Here is a 16,325-nt window from a genome sequence, read left to right as displayed (position 1 = left end):
CGGAGCCGTATTTTCTATGGTGGATCGCGATGGGAATCATCGAAAGACGCGGTGAGATCATGAACCTGCTCCAGGGAGGCGGCGGCGTGCTGGGCAACATGCACTTCACGTTGGACGGCTCGGACGACCCGTCCAACGTGCTGAACCTCATGGCACTGGACGCGTACGTGACCGGCGCGCAGCCGCACGCGGTCGTCCGGGCGCTCGACATGGTCGCGGACGACGTCGACCTGATCCCCGAGGGCGGGTCCCTCATCCGGTCGATCTCGGGGACCTCGTTCCTCCAGCTCGTCACCGGCGACGGCTGGACGCTGCGCACGCAGCGCTGGCGCGACGGCTCCGGCCAGGCCGTGGTCACGGCCGTCACCCGCGAGCGGGCTGAGGAGATCGCCGCGTACATCACCGACCGGACCGGCTCGGTCGAGGAGGTCGGCGAGGACAAGGTCGACATGGGCTTCTGGTACCGCTCGGCCCGCGGCCCGTTCCGCTCGACCCGCTCGATCAGCGCCCCGCGCTGGCCGGAGATCGAGCGCAACTACTCCTCAAGCGCCGGTTCGGCGCTCGGGAAGCTCATGGCGACCCAGTCGTCGGACGTGACGGGCCGCCTCGTGCTCTTCCACGGCCCGCCCGGCACCGGCAAGACCACCGCGCTGCGGGCCCTCGCCCGCGAGTGGGCGCCGTGGTGCCAGGTCGACACGGTCCTCGACCCGGAGGCGTTCTTCGCGGACCCGTCCTACCTGATGGAGGTCATCATCGGGTCGGAGATGGACCTCGCGATCGAGACGGACCTCGCCCCGGGCGAGACGCGCCGCGAGCACTGGCGCCTCATGGTCCTGGAGGACTGCGACGAGCTCATCCGCGGCGAGGCGAAGGAGGCGTCGGGCCAGTCGCTCGCGCGCCTGCTGAACCTGACGGACGGCCTCCTCGGCCAGGGCCGCGAGATCATGGTGGCGATCACCACGAACGAGCGCCTCGACCGCCTCCACCCGGCCGTGGTCCGCCCCGGCCGCTGCCTCGCGCAGATCGAGGTCGGCGAGCTGTCGCCGCTCGAATCCAGCGACTGGCTCGGCGGCGCCCAGGTCCGCGAGCCCATGACGCTCGCGGAGCTGTACGCCCGCCGCGGCGGCACCGACCCGCACCGCACCGAGCGCCAGGTCCCCCACCAGCAGGTCGGACAGTACCTCTAGGCTCCGACAATTCCGGAGAACATGCCGCGGAACTCCGCGTCGGTGTACTCGGACGCGAGCGACATGAAGTCGCCGGAGTACGAGAAGTAGACCGTCGAGTACGTGTTGTCCATGGTGTCCGGGCAGGCTTTGCCGATCTGCCGGGAGTACGCGGCGACCTCTTCCCCCGTGCGCAGCTCGTACGCGGTGATGTCGAACCGGTGCGCGTAGAAGGTGGCCCACAGGGTGCTCCCGTCGGACCGCTGGTACCGGCACGAGTCCTGGTAGTCGCCGACCTCGGCGGTGACGCACACGACGAGCTCGGTCCCGGCCGCGTCCTCGCCGAGCCATTCGGCGGGGAAGCCGCGGTCCTCCGACGTGGTGCCCTGCAACCGCATCGGGTGCGGCCCGCGGCCGCTGTACGCGGGCGCCCCGGGGTACGCGACGGGGTCGGCGCAGTACGAGCCGGTGTCGAGCACCCCGTCCGCGGCCTCCGCGGCGAGCTCGTGCTCGGGATACTCGGTCAAGAACTCGCGGTAGAGGGCCGCGGCCGTCTCCAGGTCGCCGCCGTCGGCCCACTCCTGGCCGCAGCGGAGCGTCCGCACGGGCGCGTCCGCCGCCGCGGCGGCGGCGGGTTCGGCGAGTTCCGGTGCGTCCCAGTCCTGTTCGGCGAGCCATTGGTCGGCGGCGTACCCGTGGCAGGGCGGCATGTCGACGAGGCCGGCCGTGAACGCCTCCACGACGCCGCGCACCGCCCCCGCCTGCCCGGGGTGCTCGTCGAGCGTGGTCTCCAACTGCGCGAACGCGTTCTCGACGTCGGTCAGGTCGAGCGCCCCGCCTTCGGCGGCCGCTTCGAGCAGCAGCGCGGCCCGCTCGGGCCCCGCGCCGTCCCACAGCGCCCCGGGGTGCTCCAGGTACTCCCCGAGGCCCTCCGCGGCCTCCGACGGCGCTTCCTCAAGGGCCGCAAGGAGGATTCCACACGCCTCCCGCTCCTCGTCCCCGCGCGTCGTGACCGGCCCGAACGCGACCCGGTGCACGGCGTCGAGCGTGCCGAGCGCCGCCACCACGTCCTCGCAGTCCCCGGCGGCCTGCGCGGCCTCGGCGTCGTGCACGATCCACCACGCGTCGATCCTGAACCAGCCCAAGGAGAGCAGCACCAGGGCCGCGGCAGTGCCCGCGAAGAACCGGAGCCGCCGCACGGCCCCGGCCGGGTCCACCAGCACGGACGGAACGGTCCGCCGCGTCAGCCACCACGCGTGCAGGATCATCGCGAGCCCCCACGCCGGAAGCAGGAACCTCCACAAGGGATTCTCGACTTGCACGGCCGCCGACCAGGTCAGGAACCCGGTGCCGCACAGCGCCACCACGGCCAGGATCGGCCGCCGCAGCAGCATGTACCCGATCCCCAGCATCGTCGCGTTGCCGGCGACCGCCGCGATCGGATCGGCATCGCCGCGGAGCGGCTGCGGCTGCGGCGGGATGGCCTGCGGCGCTATCGGAAAGGGGTACATGGCGGCACTCCTCGGGCCCTCGGGAACCCCAGTGCAGCACGGCCCGCCCGGGACCGGTCCCGCCCGCGCGCGCCTACCGTCGGCGCATGCGCCACATCACTGCCCGCACCGCGCTCGCCCTCCTCGCCGCCGCAGCCCTGTCCGCCTGCGGCGCGGAGCCCGGCGCCGACCCGTCAGGGGACGCCGCGACCGAACCCGAGACCACCGCCGCCGAGACCTCGCAGGCCGAGCCCACCGAGGCCGAACCCACCGGCCCCCTCGCCGCCGACGGCACCGACTACGCCGCCTGCGAAGACGGCGCCTGCGAAGTGGCCGTTGCCGAACCGGTGGACATCGAGGTCGGCGACGCGCTCCCGTTCTCGGTCACCGCCGTCACCGACGAGGGCATCGAGTTCGCGATCGTCGACGGCGGCGCCTCCGTCGGCGGCTCGGTCAACGGGATCTGCGAGATCCGCGCCGTCGGCGCCTCGTTCCAGTCGCAGTGCCCTGGCGACGTCAGCGGGCTCGACGACGAGCCCGCCGCAGGCGAACTGCTCGTCCAGCTCCTCGGCATCGACGCCGACGGCGCCGCGGTTCTGCGCTTCACCCTCGGCTGACCCGGTGCGGGGCGGGCGGTGTGGGGTCGCCCGCCCCGCCCCGGTCAGTCCTCGGCGTCGCGCGCCGCGAACACTTCACGGGCGGCGGTCATCGCGTTGATCGCCGCGGGGAACCCGGCATAGACCGCGATCTGCGTGAGCGCCTCGACGACCTCCTCGCGGGTGCACCCCGCGTTGAGCGCGCCGTTGATGTGGAACCGCAGCTGCGGCGCCGCGTTGCCCAGCGCCGCAAGGGCCCCGAGCGTCACGAGCTGCCGGTCCCGCGGTTCGAGGACGGGATTGGAGTAGATCTCGCCGTACCCGAACTCGACGATGTGCCGACCGAGTTCGGGGGCGATGTCGGCGAGGGAGGTGACGACCGACGGTTCGGCTTCGCCCGAGACGAACTGAAGCGCCTTCAGTCCGCGCTCGTATTGCTGCTCCATCAGAGTTGGCCTCCTCTGTCTGAAATGTTCAGTCGCGTGAGGCTTTCCTCTTGCCCCACAAGGCCAATCCTGCTGCAACGAACAGCGCGGCCGCAAGCGTCCAAGCGAGGGCGGAGAACCCGTGCGGCGCGACGGCCCGCGCCGCCAGCGGCCCGACGGTGGCGCCCACGTAGAAGCTGAACATCGCCACCGACGTCGCGGCGGCCCGGTGCTCCCCGCCCGCCTCCGCGGCGGTCTGGTTCATGGCCGGGCCCACGATCCCGATGCCGAGCACGAGCACGGCCAGCAGGAACGCGAGCGCCACGACCTCCCCGCCCGCGAACGCCGCCCCGACCATCGCGACCCCGGCGACGCCCGTCCCGGCCAGCAGGTGCGTCGTCCGGTCCAGCCGCGCGAGCGGCACGGCGAGGAACGGCAGCGCGATCATCACCGGCAGGGCGCTGGCGCGCAGCGCGAGCAGCCCGGCACTGCCGGTGACGACGCCGGTCAGCTCGATCCCGGTGTACGCGGCGACCATGGAGCCCATGGCGAGTGCGGCCGCGGCGAACATCGGCACGAGCCGCCCGATCCGCAGCACCCGCGGGATCGCCGCGTAGCTGCGCGCGAGGTTCGCATCGGGTCGCACCTGGTCGGGCGCCATGATCCGCAGGGCCGCGAGCGCCGCGACCCCGAAGAGCACCGCGGACCCGCCGAACACCCACCGCCAGTCCGCGAAGCCGACGACGGCCTGCGCCGCGAGCTGGCCGATCACGGTGGCCGAGAGGAACGCGGTGACGATCGCGGTCACGGCGACCGCGCGCCGGGCCGGGTCGATCCTGGTGGTGGCGTAGGCGGTCATGGCCGGCGGGATCGCGCCGACGGCGAGGCCCTGGAGGACCCGCAGCGGGATCGCGACCGCCAGCGTCGGCGCCAGACCGGTCAAGAGTGTGACCACCCCGGCGGCGATCAATCCGGTGACCAGCACGCGGCGCTGCCCGAACCGGTCGGCCATGGGCCCGAAGAGCACGAACCCGCCGGCGTAGCCGAACGCGAAGGCGGAGATGATCCAGGTCATCGCGCCGATCCCGGCGTCCCATGACGCCTCCATCTGCGCGAACATGGGTATGGGGGTGTACATCTGGCCGGTCGCGAGGAGCGCGGCGAAGGCGAAGACCGGGACGGCGACGCGCGCCGGGGTGTACTCGGTCCTGGGTCGCCCGGCAGGTCCCGCGGACACATACCGGACGGATGACGCGGTGGTGGATGCTGTCATGCGGCCAAATGTAGGCCCGTCCGCGGCCCCATGTCAACCAAATAGTTGGTTGTGAATCTGGTAACCTGGGACTCATGCCGACCGCACCCGCCAAACCCGGGGCCGCCCGAGGGGCCGAGCCGGAGCCCAAGCACGAGGCCAAGCGCTCCGACGCCACCAGGACCGCCCTCCTGTGCGCCGCCCGCGAGGAGTTCGCCGAGCGCGGCCTGGCGGGCGCCCGCGTCGACCGCATCGCCGAGGCCGCGGGCGTCAACAAGGAGCGCATCTACGGGATCTTCGGCTCCAAGGACAAGCTCTTCGACGCCGTCCTCATCGACGCGCTCAAAGAGTTCACCGACATGGTCGACCCCCTCTGGAACGACGGCCGGGTCGGCCCGTTCGTCCTCCGCCTCTACGACTACCACCGCGAGCACCCGCAGCTCCTGCGCCTGCTCACTTGGGAGGGCCTGCACCGCGGCGAGGACGCCCACGACATCGACGGCTGGCGCCGCGCCCACTACGATCGCAAGCTCGACGCCGCGATGGACCGGTTCGCCACCGACGACGCCTTCCGCGCGGGCCTCATCACCCTCCTCATCTGCGGCATCCCCAACTGGCTCAACCTGGTCCCGCAGCTGCGCAGCCTCATGCTCGGCGACCGCATGAACGACGTCGACGCCATCAAGGCCCTCCTCGTGCCCTTCGCCGAGAACGCCGCGAACGCCTTCACCCCCGAGACCGCGCCCGCCCCGCCCGAGGACCCGGAGGACGAGGTCGCCGCCGCCGCCGAGCACCTGCGCCGCGCCCAGGCCGAGGCCGACGCCGCCCGCGACGAGCTCGGCGCCGCCCTCCGCCGCGCCAACGCCGCGGGCGCCAGCGCGAACCACCTCGCGAAACAGGTCGCGGGCACCGTGTCCCGCCCAGTGGTACTGCGTCTCCTGAACGAGTGAACATCCGCCGGGCCGCCGCGCGTTTCACTCGCCGCCCCGGCCCGCCCCCGCCGTTAGGCTCAGGCCCGGCTCCCCCGGCCGACGACCATCGAGCACCCAAGGGGGACACGTGCATTTGAAGACCCGGGGCCGCAGGGCCCGCCGCCTCTCACTCGCGGGGGCGGCGACGCTCACCGCGGCCGCCGCCGCGACAGCCATCGCCTTCAACGCCGCGGGCACCGCCCCGACCGCCCAGGCCGCGACGGTCACCTACGACCCGCTCGCGCCCGCCCTCGACTTCAACTCGTTCGTGGAGAACGAGACCACCCTCGTCTCGACCGAGTCGGAGGGCCCGGTCGCCACGGGCGGGAACCTGGTCGTCAAGGGCTCGTACAACGTGAACATCCACGAGGCCGGCACCTTCATCGCGCCCGGGGACGCCGAGCAGTCGGGCCTGGTCGTCGGCGGCCGCGTCGACTGGACGCAGGACCCGGCGACCTCGGTCGTGCAGGTCCACAACTATGTGAAGATCGGCGACCTCACCGGCTCCGACGCCCTGAACACCGACAGCAACAACGCCTCGGTGAACACGCACGTCGTCGCCGACGGCGCCGGGTACAACTCCACGCCGCGGATCGAACTCGACACGCAGGAGCCGCTCTCGTCGGTCGAGTCCTCGCCGATCGACTTCGCTGCGGCGTTCGCCCAACTCCGGGCCAACGCCAGCGATCTGTACGCCTGCGATGCGCACGAGGTCGAGATGAAGAACGACCGCATGACCGTGATCCCGAAGGGCGAGGTCCAGCCGGGCACGCAGATCCGCATCACACTCGAACCCGGTGTCACCAACGTCCTGAACGTGACGGGTGAGGATCTGAACAACATGACCGAGCTCGTCTTCGCGAACCAGCCCACCGCGGACACGCCCCTGCTCATCAACGTCGACACCTCCGGCACCGGCGGCGAGATGGACTGGTTCGTCAAGAACCAGCCGGGCGCGGGCGGCGGGAACGGCGCCCCCTACATGCTGTGGAACTTCAACGACACCTCGCACCTGACCCTCACCGGCGGCGACACGGTCGAGGGCAGCATCCTCGCCCCCGACGCCGACTACACGGACCTGAGCGCTTCGAACGTCGAGGGCCAGATCATCGCGAAGAACGCCGTCCACGGCGACATCGGCTTCAGCGGCGGCGAGATCCACCAGTTCCCGTTCGCGGCGGAGCTGGCCTGCGAGGACGACGTGCCGCCTTCGACGAACGCGACCACCGACGCGCCGACCACGGACACCCCGTCCAGCGACGCGCCCACCTCCGACGGGCCCACCAGCGGCGGCCCGACGACCGGCGACGCCACGAGCGACACCGGCTCCCCGTCCGGCGGCACGGACTCGACCACCAGCGGCGGCGGCTTCTCGCCGCTCGCGACGACCGGCTCCTCCTTGGGCCCCATCGCGTTCGGCGCGGCGGCGCTCATCCTCCTCGGCACGGGCGCGGTGGTCGCGGCGTCGATGCGCCGCAAGCGCAGGGAGAGCTGAGGGCCGTCGATCGCCATGCACCAGTGAGGAAGGCTGAGGAACACCGATGACGTCCGCCCCGATCGACCGCGCCGGAGCCCACGCGTGGACGGCGCTCGTGCTGACCGCGCTCGCCGGTGCGGTCGACGGGGCGGGGTTCCTCAGCCTCGGCCAGCAGTTCGTCGCGAACCAGACCGGGAACGCCGTGCTCCTGGCGGTCGCGGTCTCCGGGGAGCTGACCGGCCGCGGCGACTCCCTCTCCGCGATCGGCCCGCTGTGCTCGCTCGGCGGGTTCGCGGCCGGCACGGTGGCCGCGTCGCTCGCGACCCGCAGGCACGTCCTCACCAGCTTCGGCGTTCCGGCTCTTCTCGTCGCAGAGGTCGTGTTCCTCGCCCTGGCCGGGCTCTCCGGCAACTTCAACGTCGCGATCGCCTTGGCGGCGTTCGCGATGGGCGTGCAGAGCATTCACGCCGCGCGGATCGGCCTCGCCGGGGTGACGACCACGGTTCTCACCGGCACCCTGATCGCCTTGTCGGTCAACCTGTCCGGCACCCGCGACGACCTCCGCTCGGCCCGCCTCCAAGCGGGCGTGTGGGCGGTCTACCTCGTCGGCGCCGGGCTCGGCTCCGTGCTCGCCCACGCCGTCTCGTTCAGCGCCGTCTGCTGGACCGCCGCCGCGGTCGCCGCCCTCATGGCGGTCGCCGGGTTCATCGAGGACCGCCTCCAGGGCTAGGCGGCGAGCGTACGCTCCGTGACCGACACATTCCCCGACGCGAGGTTCCCGGCCGCGGCCTCCCAGGCCGGGTACTCGAACTGGAACCCGGCGGCCTCCAGCCGCGCGGGCACCACCCGGCGGCTCTTGAGGAGCAGCTCGGTGTCGGTGCGCAGCGCGAACACGCCCAGCTCGGCCATCCACCGCGTCGCCGGGATCCCGAACCGCACACCCTTTGCGCGCCGCAGGATCCGCATGAAGTCCTTGTGCCGCAGCGGATGCGGGGCGCACACGTTCACCGCGCCAGCGAGATCGCCGCGCTCCAGCAGGAACTCCACGGCCCGCACGAAGTCGGCTTCGTGAATCCACGACACGAACTGCCGCCCGCCCGCCACGGCCCCGCCGAGCCCGCACCGCACCATCCGCGACAGCACGTCGAACACCGACCCGCGGTCCGGGCTCATCACCATCGCCGTCCGCATCGCGACCTTCCGCGTCCCGGGCGTGTCTGCCTCGGCGAGGGCCGCTTCCCAGGCCCGTGCGATGGCGATGCTCTCGGCCCAGTACGCGGGCGCATCGGGCTCGCCGCCGCCGATGACCCCGGTCGCCTCGTCGTTGGGCCGCCCCTGGGTGTGCGCGTAGATCGTCGCGGTGCCGGCCTGGAGCCACACCGCGGGCGGACGCGCCGAGGCTGCGATCGCCTGCCCCACAACCCGGGTCGAGTCGACCCGCGAAGCGGTCATCTCGTCGAGGTGCTCGCGCGTGTACCGGCAGCTCACGCTGCGCCCGGCCAGGTTGATGACCGCGTCGGCGCCGTCGAGGGCGTCGGCCCAGGGCCCGAGCGTCCGCCCGTCCCAGTGCAGATGATTGGGCCGCATCGGGTTCCGGGTGAGGATCGTGATGCGGTGGCCTGCTGCGAGGAGGCCGCGTTCAAGGACGGCGCCGAGGTTGCCGGTGCCTCCGGGGATGACGATCTTCATGGGGGTTCCTCCTTATGGCACAACCATACCCCGATTCTTGAACACGTTCAATTATGATCTCGGCGCTAGCGTGATCCGCCCGTTCGGAGTACCCTGCCGCCCGCCCGTGGTCGGTACGCTTCATGGAGTAGTCACAAGTGCAGACAGGACCCCTCCATGAGCGACCCCTCCCCCGAGCCCGAGGAGATCGGCCTCGACCTCGAACCCGACTCCGACCCCGACCCGGGCCACGACCCCGACGGCGGCGCGGGCACCTGGCTCGTGGCCTTCGTCCTGCTCCTGGGCGCCGCGGCGGTCGCCGTGTTCCTGTTCCTCCCCGACGGCTCGGGGAACGACCCGGTCGCCGCCACCACGACCGACGACGCCGTCACCGAGTCCCCCACCCCCGCTTGGGAACCCCGCACCACCGACCCCGCGCCCACCACCGACCCCGAGCCGAACCCCCCGATCGGCACCGAGACCGAGGAGGAGGCCACCGAGCACGCCCTCCCGACCGTCCCGCCCTCCGAGCACCCGCCCTGCACCACCTACCTCGACGGCGGCCGCGACTCGGCCGCCGACGTCGAAGCCGCCCTCGCCGACGCCGCCGGCACCCAGTTCTGGACGAACTCCAGCGTCGACCTCTCCGCCGACCTGGTCAAAGCCATCGCCTGGATGGAGTCCGGCTGGCAGTCCGACATCGTCGCCTGCGACGGCGGCACCGGCCTCATGCAGATCCAGCCGGACACCGAGGAGTTCGTCAACACCCGCTTCGAGACCGACTTCGACCGCACCGATACTCACGACAACGCCATGCTCGGCAGCGCCCAGATCCAATGGCTCGCCAAGTACTTCGCGGTCAACTACTTCGACGCCCCCGACCCCGGCGCCTACTCCCTCGCCGACGACTGCTCCCGCGACGACGCGATCCCCGACCACCAGGAGACCTGCCTGCTCAACTCCGTCATCTCGGCCTACCAGGCCGGGTTCGGCACGGTCGAGACCGCGCTCGACTCGGGCTCGGGGTACACGAACCTCCAGTACATCGAGACCGTCCGCGCCCTGCTCGACCTGCGCCCCTGGGAATGACTCCGGCCGTACCGAATCACATATCCTATAGGATATAGGATCTACGATTTCCGGGCGCGCTCCGGCCGCCGCCCGGATCGGCCGTTTCAGTCCCCGGCCCCTCCCGCCATGGCACGATCCGACCTGGACAGGGAACGCGAAAGGGAACAGCAACGGGAGGCCGAATCCATGCCGCGAAACTCGAACACCAAGAAAGCACTGGTCGCGGGCGCCGTCGCCGCAGGCACGATCGCGGCAGGGGCCGCGGTCGTCGCCACGGTCAGGCGCCGCCGCCGCCCGATCGTAGGCAGCGTGAGCCGGAACAAGTTCGACCGCTGGTTCGACACCCTCGACGTCGACGGCAACGACTACATCGCCGAGGAGAACCTGCGCCAGGCCGCCGACCGCGTGCTCGGTGCGCGCGGCGTCCCGGTCGAGAGCCCGATGGGCCTGGAGCTGCGCGAGGCCACGCAGCGCCTGTGGACGGAGTTCATCGCCCCGGCCGCGGATGGCGATGACGCCCGCGTCACCCGTCGCCAGCTTCGCAACGCGCTCGCCGAGCACATGCTCGCTGACCGCATCACGGCTGCCGCCAAGCTCGCCTCTATCGCCGACGCTTATTTCGCGATCGCCGACGAGGACGGCGACGGCCTCATCAGCTCCGGCGAGTTCGTTCACCTCCTTCGCAATTGGAACGGGGTCGACTATATAGAGAGCCACCGACTCTTCGAGTTCCTCGACGCCGACCACGACAACCGCATCTCGCCCGACGAATGGCGCCGAACGATCTTCAGCTTCTTCCTCGGCAGCGAGCGCAACCACCCGACGAACGACCTGATGGGCAAGGTCGGCAGCCCGATCCTCGCCCCGGCCGACTTCTGACCGGCGATCCTACATCCTATAGGAAATAGGATGTAGGATTCGAGCAGAGGATCCTATTTCCTATAGGATGTAGGATTCGCGCAGACGAACGGGCCGGCCGATGCTCCACCAAGCATCGGCCGGCCCTTCTCATGCCCGAGTCAGGGGCCCTAGGGCTACTCCTGCACCTCGGGCGGCCTATGAAGCCGAACGGCCCCTTACCGGTTCCGCGGCCGCTTGATCAGGCCGAGGGCCTGCTTCAGGATCCACTCGCACCACTCGTCGCCCTCCCACGCGCCGAGCCATTCCGGCGCCGGATCGGAACCGTCGGGAATCCGACAGATCACCCGCGGCCCGGCCCCGTCGTTGCACTCGATCCGGTACTCCGGAGGCGACAGCGGATGCGCCGCCTCCATCTCCCGGTAGACCGCGAACACCGCTGGCCCCCTGGAGAAGTCGCCGAGCCAGCCGTCGTCGCCGGAGTGCACTTCCCCGGTCTCAGCCGTCACAGAACCGCACCCCGATCCCGCGCCCGGTGTAGAACACCTTGAACGCGGCGTCCTCCAGCCACACCTTCCATTCAGGCGTGGCGGCCCGCCACTTCGCACCCCAGGTCGCATGCAGGTGTCCGGTGTTCAGCCCCGAAACGATCAGCACGATATCGACCGGGTTCCCCTCCGTGTACACCTGAAACGATTCCGGCGCAACGGAACTCGACGCCCGGACCTTGAACTCCGTCCGGCCGTCGCTGAACTCCCCGCGCTCCAACGCCTCTCGCCCCGACTCATCGGGCTTCGGTCCACCCATCGCCATCCTCCATTTCGGACTCGGTTTCGATGCGCTCTTCCCACCACCAACATAAGCGCATCGCAAGCCCCTGAACAGGGCCTTCATTTGCCGAGTTCTGAGTGACGAAAACTGACCCAATCAGAATTCGTCATCGACCCCACTCTGACAGGGGATGACTCATCCACAACGCAATGTCATCATCGGAGGTTGGACAGTGCGAGCACTTCATGGAGAGGCAGCACCGCATGGCGCAATCACATCTCGCAAAGTGGTTCCCGGGCAGGGTGACCCACCACTACCGCGAGCTGCGCGGGAGAACGCAGGCGTACATCGGCGCTCTCCTGGGAGTCAACTACCAGACCGTCGCGCGATGGGAGAAGTCGAAGAAGTGCCCGGATGTGGGCGAGGTGCTAGGGCTTGCGAAGTACCTGAAGATCCCGCAAGAACTGAGCAACTACATGGAGGACATCGCCCGCAACGAGGCGCAGAAGAACTTCCAGGCCGACCGGCGGTTCAACGCCCTGTGCCTCCAGTTCGCCGAGATGTACAACGGCGTGATCTGCAAGTGGGACCCGTACCTGATCCCGGGCATCGCCCAAACCCGCGCCTACCATTTCGGCGTCGTGCCCATGACCCAGAACTACACCGCCGCGCAGCTCAAACGAGGCTGGAAGTTCAAGCTGGAGCGTTCCAGAGCACTCCTCGCCCGCACGGACGAACCCAAGGTCGTGCTCATCATCAGCGATGTGGCGCTCAGGAACCTGCGGTTCCTCAGCGAGCCCGATCGTCTCGCCCAACTCAAACGACTTCAGTATCTCGACTCGCTCCCGAATTGGGAGATCCGGATCGTGGCCACGCTGTACCCCGAAGGGGCCACCGCCTTCTCGATCTACCGCGCTGGCGAAGCAGAGCATGGCGGCCCTGACTTCGTGTACACCGAGGTATGGGACAACAGCTGGTGCATCGAGGAAGACACTCGCATCAAGCGATACGATGACCTCTGGAACATCCTCCTGGGTAAATCGATCGCGTTGAAGGAGTACCTCGATGACCGACGTGACGGCTTGGCGGAAGAGCACCCGTAGCGGCGGCGACAACAACTCCGACTGTGTCGAGCTCCGTCGGGCCTGGCGCAAGAGCTCGCACAGCGGCGGCGACAACAACTCCAGTTGCGTGGAACTGGCCGCCTGCAACGACTCTGACGGAATGCACGTGCGGGATTCCAAGCTGGGCAACGAGTCTCCGGTCTTCGACCTCGCGCTCGCCGACTTCAAGAGCCTCCTGCGGGCCGCGCGCTAACCCAGCCGCGCCAACAAAATCCATATAAGACTTCGCGACACACCGTCACATGGGGTTGACAATCCCGTGGGCGGTGTTCATTCTTTACACCGTCCATAAAAAACGCCGCCCAGTGGCTCGTAGCTACCAACTTTGACCACCGGGCGGCTTGCAACAAGAAAGGCAGAGCCTTCTATGTCGTGTTCGACGATACCGCAGCCGACTGCGCCCAAAAACCGTCCGACACAGCTCACGACCCACCCATCCGGGTACATTCTCCGCACCACCCCTTACGACGCCTTTGACCCCGGCCCCTGGCCCTGGCGCCCCGACAACACCTACCGCCGCGACCACCGCACCGGCCGCCACCGCCGCTACGAAGCTCCCGACTCCTTCCCCCACTTCCGAGAACTCGCCTGGGACCGCTTCCTCCAAGCCTCAGAACCCCTCGCAGAAGCCCACCACCCCCGCCCCCGCCCCCAACCCCGAGGCCCGATCACCGCAGCAATCCGCCGCCTCGCCGACCGCCTCCGCGGGTCTCGGTGATCCCCCGCTTCGCGCTCAGTCGCAGTATCATCTTTGGGCCCTGTCTCCCCCTCCAGGAGTGCCCTTCGCATGTACGCACTCGAATTCGCTGCGACCGTCCTCTTTGCCACTGTCAGCCTGTTCCTGCTGCAGCTGTTGCTGTTCGGATTCCTCGGCTGGATCTTCTGCATCCTGATCCGCGCGCTCGAAGAGCGATGGGCGCAGCTCCTCGGAGAGCGCGGGCCGCTCGTCGCGACCAAGTACATGTTCCGCGCGTACCGAATGCGTCAGACCAGAGGCGGGCGGTGGTTCAAGACCGCGATGGCGCTGATCGACGGCGTCTTCGGCATACCGTTCCTGTTCGCATTGTCGCTCGCGATCACCGCGGCGGGCGTGTACCTCATCCTGCTCGTGGTTCAGGCGTACACCGACACGTCGCCGCTCCAGGGCGACCTGGGCGTCTTCACGGTGCTCGTCTGCCTCTATTTCGCGTATCTGCTGAGCCCCTTGGGGTTCATGCGGCCGTTCAAGTGGATGTACTCAGACGGGAAGTCCTGGTACGTCTGGGCCCCGAAGCTCCCGCTGCCCGAAGCGCACACAGATGCGCAGAGCCGATTCGAGGCGGCGAAGGAGGTCTACCGCCTCCACCTCTTCTCACGGATCGGGCTGCTTTCCGCAGCCCTGACGGTCCTGCTCCTCTGGAGCCAGTTCGTGCTGTCTCCCGAACCGCGCGAAGAGAATCGGCACGCCTTCCTCATCGCTCTGCTCGGCACCGCGGCGGCCGCCGGTTGCCTCTGGGCGTTCGAACGGCTGCTCCGCTCGCGGCTGCGGCGCTGGCATGCGCTCGACCAGGTGTCGGAGTTCCTGGCGTCCCTGCCGGAGAAGCCGGCGAAGCGCCCCGTGGCCGACGCTTCCGGCAAGCGGCGCAGGGTATTGCAGGCCGTCGCCTTCGCAGCCGAACGTCAGGCCCGCCACCTCCGGGCCGGGGCGGGCCCGGGCGTCGAACACCCCACTGCACTCCTGCTCTCCTTGAGCGTGGCGCACCTGCGCGAGCACCTGTCCGGCCACGATTCAATGCTCGTCTCGGTGCCGCCCGAAGTCGAGGAGACCTTGTCCCGCATGGCGATCGTCCTTGCAGGCACGGCCGACACGGCGTACCTCGCCGAGACCGAACAGCGCCTCCACCGCTTCCAGGAAGACGCCCGCCCCGAAGACGCCCCGGCGCGCGTCCCCCGCCTCTCCGCCGGAATCGACCTCACCGAACGCGCCACCGGCCTATTCGTCAAGGTCGCCCTGGTCGCCCTCCTCCTGTGGCTCCTGGTCTCCCAGCAGGTCGCGGTCAAGGACCTGGTGCAGATGCTCCCTTGACCACCGCAAGCACAGGTAATGAAGCGGCCAGCTCTTCCCTCGCCGGGATTGTCGGTGGGGTGGCGTAGCCTGCCGGGGGTCGAGCGAGGAGGCACCGGGTGAAGTTCAGGAAGATCGACGACAAGCTGTCGATGCGGAGGCCGCTGGTCGAGGCGGAGCGGCTGCGTCCTCTGGAGGAGGGGCCGGACTACGACTTCGAGTGGAGCGAGCGGGTCGTCGAGGGCGCGGACTGGACTGAGGCCCAGGGGGACGGGAGCCTGGAGGGCTCGCTGATCCGCAACAGCGACCTGTCGGGGGCGGTGCTGTCGCCGTTCGAGGTGGTCGATGTGGCGGTGGACCACTCGGTGCTGTCCAATGCGCGCTGGGAGCAGGTGACTGCTCGCCGACTGGAGATCACCGAGAGCCAGCTCGTGGGCTGGCAGGCGCAGTTCTCGCTGGTGCAGGACCTCTACGTCGCGGACTCGCGGGCGGACTTCGCGGGCATCTCGATCGGCACGGCGAAGGGGCCGGTGGTGTTCGAGCGGTGCCGGTTCACGAACGCGACGTTCCTCGGGGACCTCTCCAAGGCGGTGTTCATCGAGTGCTCGTTCCCGGGGGCGGACTTCTCGCGGGTCGCGAACGCGAAGGGCTGCGACCTGCGCCGGTCCGAACTCGGCGGCATCACCGGTCTCATGAGTCTGAAGGGAGCGTTGATAACAGCGGATCAAGCAGTGGAGATCGCCGGGGAGCTGGCGACGGCGGCGGGTTTCAAACTCGCCTGAGCCTGGCCTGCAAACGGGACTTGGTCTCGGGCCACTCCGGCGCGATGATCGAGTACATGGCCGAGTCGCGCAGCCTGCCGTCCTCGCCGGGCGCCCAGGACTTCGACCAGTTGCGGAGCACGCCTTCGAACTGCGCGCCGGTCGCCTCGATCGCGGCCCGGGACCGGAGGTTCCGCGCGTCGGTCTTGAGGTCGACCCTTTCCACCTTCCACGTCTCGAACGCATGCGTGAACAGCAGCAGCTTCGCTTCGGCGTTGATCCCGGTCCCCTGCGCCGAGGCCGCGAGCCAGGTGAACCCGACTTCGATGGCGAACAGCTCGCCGCTGTCGGGATGCAGGCGCGGGTCCCAGAACGCGGTCGCTCCGACCGCCAGCCCGGTCTGGCGGGACACCTGGGCATACGGAGCGAGCCGCCCCGAATCGCGCCGCTCCAACTGGGCCTCGACGTAACCGGCGACCTCGGAGGTGCGGGGAACCCAGGTGTGCCCGTAAGACTCCCGGCCCTCCTCGGCGGCTACTGCCAGCTCGGCGGCATGCCGCTGCTCCAGCGGTTCGAGCCGCACCAGCGACCCGTCCAACGTCGGCCCGTCAAGCACGAATCCCATTGCGGCCCTCCTTGATCGACCAGGAG

18 protein-coding genes are annotated in these 16,325 nt (G+C 69.7%); 11 read left to right on the top strand and 7 right to left on the bottom strand.

What is annotated here, in order from left to right; translation table 11 throughout:
- Positions 1-59 precede the first annotated feature (59 nt).
- Entirely contained in the window at positions 60-1,187 is a 1,128-nt protein-coding gene (locus tag B0I28_RS06505; protein WP_425433433.1) for a DUF5925 domain-containing protein, read from the top strand.
- Here B0I28_RS06505 and B0I28_RS06500 read toward each other — a convergent pair.
- Positions 1,184-2,677, bottom strand: coding sequence for a hypothetical protein (locus B0I28_RS06500; protein ID WP_106362981.1), 1,494 nt, complete (start codon positions 2,675-2,677; stop codon positions 1,184-1,186). The genes B0I28_RS06505 and B0I28_RS06500 overlap by 4 nt on opposite strands.
- Positions 2,678-2,763: 86 nt before the next feature.
- On the opposite strand from B0I28_RS06500, the gene B0I28_RS06495 reads away from it, so the two are divergent.
- Positions 2,764-3,273: a hypothetical protein gene (locus B0I28_RS06495; protein ID WP_106362980.1), complete on the top strand. Its 510-nt coding sequence runs from the start codon at positions 2,764-2,766 to the stop codon at positions 3,271-3,273.
- A 44-nt stretch (positions 3,274-3,317) separates the two neighbouring features.
- Here the strand turns inward: B0I28_RS06495 and B0I28_RS06490 are convergent, their stop codons facing one another.
- Together B0I28_RS06490 and B0I28_RS06485 are read right to left on the bottom strand one after the other, a co-directional pair.
- The gene (locus B0I28_RS06490) at positions 3,318-3,698 is read right to left on the bottom strand and encodes a carboxymuconolactone decarboxylase family protein (protein WP_106362979.1); all 381 of its coding nucleotides are present in this window, start codon (positions 3,696-3,698) and stop codon (positions 3,318-3,320) included.
- A gap of 28 nt (positions 3,699-3,726) precedes the next feature.
- Positions 3,727-4,950: an MFS transporter gene (locus B0I28_RS06485; protein ID WP_106362978.1), complete on the bottom strand. Its 1,224-nt coding sequence runs from the start codon at positions 4,948-4,950 to the stop codon at positions 3,727-3,729.
- Positions 4,951-5,024: 74 nt separating this feature from the next.
- On the opposite strand from B0I28_RS06485, the gene B0I28_RS06480 reads away from it, so the two are divergent.
- From B0I28_RS06480 to B0I28_RS06470, 3 genes are all read left to right on the top strand, one after another.
- The gene (locus B0I28_RS06480) at positions 5,025-5,879 is read left to right on the top strand and encodes a TetR/AcrR family transcriptional regulator (RefSeq protein WP_106362977.1); all 855 of its coding nucleotides are present in this window, start codon (positions 5,025-5,027) and stop codon (positions 5,877-5,879) included.
- A gap of 109 nt (positions 5,880-5,988) precedes the next feature.
- A complete protein-coding gene (locus tag B0I28_RS06475) occupies positions 5,989-7,395 on the top strand; it encodes a choice-of-anchor A family protein (RefSeq protein WP_106362976.1) in 1,407 nt (468 codons plus the stop codon).
- Between the two features lie 46 nt (positions 7,396-7,441).
- Positions 7,442-8,107: a YoaK family protein gene (locus B0I28_RS06470; RefSeq protein WP_106362975.1), complete on the top strand. Its 666-nt coding sequence runs from the start codon at positions 7,442-7,444 to the stop codon at positions 8,105-8,107.
- On the opposite strand, the gene B0I28_RS06465 is transcribed toward B0I28_RS06470, so the two are convergent.
- Positions 8,104-9,066, bottom strand: a complete 963-nt coding sequence (locus B0I28_RS06465; RefSeq protein ID WP_106362974.1) for a TIGR01777 family oxidoreductase — start codon at positions 9,064-9,066, stop codon at positions 8,104-8,106. The two genes, B0I28_RS06470 and B0I28_RS06465, sit on opposite strands and share 4 nt — an antisense overlap.
- Positions 9,067-9,222: 156 nt before the next feature.
- Between B0I28_RS06465 and B0I28_RS06460 the strand changes: the two genes are divergently transcribed.
- Entirely contained in the window at positions 9,223-10,134 is a 912-nt protein-coding gene (locus B0I28_RS06460; protein ID WP_106362973.1) for a lytic transglycosylase domain-containing protein, read from the top strand.
- Positions 10,135-10,302: 168 nt separating this feature from the next.
- Entirely contained in the window at positions 10,303-10,995 is a 693-nt protein-coding gene (locus B0I28_RS06455) for an EF-hand domain-containing protein (RefSeq protein ID WP_106362972.1), read from the top strand.
- Between the two features lie 197 nt (positions 10,996-11,192).
- Here the strand turns inward: B0I28_RS06455 and B0I28_RS06450 are convergent, their stop codons facing one another.
- Positions 11,193-11,483, bottom strand: a complete 291-nt coding sequence (locus B0I28_RS06450) for a hypothetical protein (RefSeq protein WP_146147986.1) — start codon at positions 11,481-11,483, stop codon at positions 11,193-11,195.
- Positions 11,473-11,781, bottom strand: a complete 309-nt coding sequence (locus B0I28_RS06445; RefSeq protein WP_106362970.1) for a hypothetical protein — start codon at positions 11,779-11,781, stop codon at positions 11,473-11,475. Before B0I28_RS06445 ends, B0I28_RS06450 begins: the two co-directional genes overlap by 11 nt.
- A gap of 266 nt (positions 11,782-12,047) precedes the next feature.
- Between B0I28_RS06445 and B0I28_RS06440 the strand changes: the two genes are divergently transcribed.
- From B0I28_RS06440 to B0I28_RS06425, 4 genes are all read left to right on the top strand, one after another.
- A complete protein-coding gene (locus B0I28_RS06440) occupies positions 12,048-12,848 on the top strand; it encodes a Scr1 family TA system antitoxin-like transcriptional regulator (RefSeq protein ID WP_181245662.1) in 801 nt (266 codons plus the stop codon).
- A complete protein-coding gene (locus tag B0I28_RS06435; RefSeq protein WP_106362968.1) occupies positions 12,811-13,062 on the top strand; it encodes a DUF397 domain-containing protein in 252 nt (83 codons plus the stop codon). The genes B0I28_RS06440 and B0I28_RS06435 overlap by 38 nt, the downstream gene beginning before the upstream one ends.
- Positions 13,063-13,656: 594 nt before the next feature.
- Positions 13,657-14,934 carry a hypothetical protein gene (locus B0I28_RS06430; RefSeq protein WP_106362967.1) on the top strand — a complete coding sequence of 426 codons (1,278 nt, stop codon included), beginning with the start codon at positions 13,657-13,659 and terminating at the stop codon, positions 14,932-14,934.
- 98 nt (positions 14,935-15,032) lie between these two features.
- Positions 15,033-15,695 (top strand): pentapeptide repeat-containing protein, encoded by a 663-nt coding sequence (locus B0I28_RS06425; RefSeq protein ID WP_106362966.1) that lies wholly within the window; start codon positions 15,033-15,035, stop codon positions 15,693-15,695.
- On the opposite strand, the gene B0I28_RS06420 is transcribed toward B0I28_RS06425, so the two are convergent.
- Positions 15,682-16,299 (bottom strand): GNAT family N-acetyltransferase, encoded by a 618-nt coding sequence (locus B0I28_RS06420; RefSeq protein ID WP_106362965.1) that lies wholly within the window; start codon positions 16,297-16,299, stop codon positions 15,682-15,684. The genes B0I28_RS06425 and B0I28_RS06420 overlap by 14 nt on opposite strands.
- Positions 16,300-16,325 lie beyond the last annotated feature (26 nt).

It is taken from the genome of Glycomyces artemisiae (genome assembly GCF_003002955.1).
Lineage (GTDB): Bacteria > Actinomycetota > Actinomycetes > Mycobacteriales > Micromonosporaceae > Glycomyces > Glycomyces artemisiae.
The sequence above is the reverse complement of the archived record's forward strand: the minus strand, read 5'-3'. Positions and strand labels throughout refer to the sequence as shown.

Excerpts from the sequence above, each read along its gene's own strand:
- B0I28_RS06505 (WP_425433433.1), top strand. The coding sequence starts at position 60 with ATGAACCTGCTCCAGGGAGGCGGCGGCGTGCTGGGCAACATGCACTTC.
- B0I28_RS06500 (WP_106362981.1), bottom strand. The coding sequence starts at position 2,677 with ATGTACCCCTTTCCGATAGCGCCGCAGGCCATCCCGCCGCAGCCGCAG.
- B0I28_RS06495 (WP_106362980.1), top strand. The coding sequence starts at position 2,764 with ATGCGCCACATCACTGCCCGCACCGCGCTCGCCCTCCTCGCCGCCGCA.
- B0I28_RS06490 (WP_106362979.1), bottom strand. The coding sequence starts at position 3,698 with ATGGAGCAGCAATACGAGCGCGGACTGAAGGCGCTTCAGTTCGTCTCG.
- B0I28_RS06485 (WP_106362978.1), bottom strand. The coding sequence starts at position 4,950 with ATGACAGCATCCACCACCGCGTCATCCGTCCGGTATGTGTCCGCGGGA.
- B0I28_RS06480 (WP_106362977.1), top strand. The coding sequence starts at position 5,025 with ATGCCGACCGCACCCGCCAAACCCGGGGCCGCCCGAGGGGCCGAGCCG.
- B0I28_RS06470 (WP_106362975.1), top strand. The coding sequence starts at position 7,442 with ATGACGTCCGCCCCGATCGACCGCGCCGGAGCCCACGCGTGGACGGCG.
- B0I28_RS06465 (WP_106362974.1), bottom strand. The coding sequence starts at position 9,066 with ATGAAGATCGTCATCCCCGGAGGCACCGGCAACCTCGGCGCCGTCCTT.
- B0I28_RS06460 (WP_106362973.1), top strand. The coding sequence starts at position 9,223 with ATGAGCGACCCCTCCCCCGAGCCCGAGGAGATCGGCCTCGACCTCGAA.
- B0I28_RS06455 (WP_106362972.1), top strand. The coding sequence starts at position 10,303 with ATGCCGCGAAACTCGAACACCAAGAAAGCACTGGTCGCGGGCGCCGTC.
- B0I28_RS06445 (WP_106362970.1), bottom strand. The coding sequence starts at position 11,781 with ATGGGTGGACCGAAGCCCGATGAGTCGGGGCGAGAGGCGTTGGAGCGC.
- B0I28_RS06435 (WP_106362968.1), top strand. The coding sequence starts at position 12,811 with ATGACCGACGTGACGGCTTGGCGGAAGAGCACCCGTAGCGGCGGCGAC.
- B0I28_RS06430 (WP_106362967.1), top strand. The coding sequence starts at position 13,657 with ATGTACGCACTCGAATTCGCTGCGACCGTCCTCTTTGCCACTGTCAGC.
- B0I28_RS06420 (WP_106362965.1), bottom strand. The coding sequence starts at position 16,299 with ATGGGATTCGTGCTTGACGGGCCGACGTTGGACGGGTCGCTGGTGCGG.